We start from the raw sequence: 1,968 nt of genomic DNA, 5'->3' as shown, positions 1-1,968 counted from the left end.
GATTTTCGGTTGGTGGGTCTTCATCGCACTGCCGCGTATATTCTAGGTGTTGATCCTGCGGAAGAAGCACCCAAACTTGCTTTGTCTGATGAAACACGCCCGATAGCCGAAAAATATGTCTGTATTGCTGTGCAGGCCAGCACTCAGTGTAAATACTGGAACAATCCCACTGGATGGATGGAGATTGTTGCCTATCTTAAAAAGCAGGGCTACCGGGTTATCTGTATTGATCAAAAACCTGTACATGGCACAGCTATTGTCTGGAATCATATTCCTTATGGGGCAGAGGATCAAACAGGCAATCGCCCCTTAACAGAACGTGCACGTTGGTTACGACATGCTGAGTTCTTCATCGGCCTCAGTTCAGGTCTTGCGTGGCTAGCGTGGGCTGCGGGTACGCCTGTGGTTATGATCTCCGGCTTTACTCATCCTATCAATGAGTTTCATACTCCTTACCGTATTATCAATTGGCATACATGTAATTCCTGTTGGAATGATGAGCGAGAACGCTTTGATCATCATGATTTTCTCTGGTGCCCTCGTCATGCCAATACACCACGTCAGTTTGAGTGTACACGCCTGATTACGTCACAGCAGGTCATCGCTAAAATTAGTGCAGCCATTCATGCGCTGTCATAATACCAGTCATTGTTTGCTACAGCCTATATAAATTAGAAAACCTATTTGGTGATTTTCACTGAGAACTGGTGGTGTGTACGGTTCCTTATGATCCTGTAAGGATGCTGAGGAGTTGAATGTCAGTGAAGGAAACTATCATGTATCAGTTGGATAGTTCGAAAAAGCCTCTGGTTTTGGGCCTCTCTCTATGATTCCTTCGCTCGTGTCATGACTGGAGGGGTGGCTCATGAGGTAGCCTGGTTTCTTTGATGTTGATAGAGCGGCCTGCTCGGCTGGGCGAGCTCGGTGACCAACTTGAAGCGTTTTCTCGGACTAAGGCGTTCTGTCCGGATCTGAACAAGGCACTGACCTATTCAGACAAAAGTATAAAATGGGCGTCCACCGTGTGATCCGTAAGCACCGATGGAACCCCGCTTTGCTTTCCAGTGAGATAGCGTAGAGCTCGCGTGGCAAAAAGAGGGCCAGTGAGCGGACAACGAGCAGTCAAATGAGCTTCGTATGAGTGCTTTCAGAGATGATGGCATGATCGTGCACACGAATAGATCGCATCAATCTGAATGTATATGTCTGGTTACAATAGAACAAACGATCAGAGATGTCGAAATGATGTTGGTAATAATCTAAAAAATGTGCTGTATCATTTTAGTTAATGTATGAATAACATTCATTTAGATATGAAGTGTCTAGAGAGGGTATATTTGTGTCTGAAGATAATAATACTTCTTCCAACGTTATTGTGACGAGCGGTCAATCACTTACAGTAATGGATACTATTGTAGGTCTGACCGTTCAAAGTGTGGGTTCAGTTACAAATCTTGGCAACATATCCAGTGTGACGGATCAGGGGGAAGTGCAGAATCTGTCCACAATGCAAAGTGCTGTTGTGGAAGAAGGTGGCCTCTTGGAGAATGCTGGGGGAAGCCTGAACAGCGTAACGGTTCAAAGTGGTGGAAATCTAGAAAATACAGCAACAATTACAAACCTTACTATAGAAAGTAAGGGGCATGCCGCAAGCTATGCGGGTAATGTGCAGGACGTAACTGTCCAGAACGGCGCTACATATGAAACTGACGGTGGCGCTGTATCCGCTTTAACAGCAGATACGGGTGCCAATGTTCTTTTTATGGGAGGGTCAGGTTCTTCTGTTACGGTAAATTCTGGCGCATCTATCGGTGCGGTTCAGTCTGCCAACCTCACAGACGTCACAATGACAGCAGGCGGAAGTCTGCAAGTTTCAGATGGTGCTTTTGCGACGGATATTAAGATTACTGGGGACAAGGAAGGTACGCTTGTTGTTGGCAGTAAAGGGTATGTTTCTGGTGTAAATGT

Annotated in this window: 1 protein-coding gene and 2 pseudogenes; all 3 read left to right on the top strand. The window is 45.8% G+C overall.

What is annotated here, in order from left to right; all coding sequences use genetic code 11:
- Positions 1–639: autotransporter strand-loop-strand O-heptosyltransferase (locus tag FKW19_RS14855; protein ID WP_150225415.1), on the top strand; the 639-nt coding region annotated here is incomplete at its 5' end.
- Between the two features lie 238 nt (positions 640–877).
- Positions 878–1,032 (top strand): annotated as a pseudogene (locus tag FKW19_RS14850) (IS5/IS1182 family transposase); the annotation flags it as partial.
- Between the two features lie 307 nt (positions 1,033–1,339).
- A pseudogene (locus FKW19_RS14845) lies at positions 1,340–1,968 on the top strand (hypothetical protein); the annotation flags it as partial.

The organism is Acetobacter sp. DmW_125128, assembly GCF_008704325.1.
GTDB classification, from domain to species: Bacteria; Pseudomonadota; Alphaproteobacteria; order Acetobacterales; family Acetobacteraceae; genus Acetobacter; species Acetobacter oryzifermentans.
The sequence above is the reverse complement of the archived record's forward strand: the minus strand, read 5'-3'. Positions and strand labels throughout refer to the sequence as shown.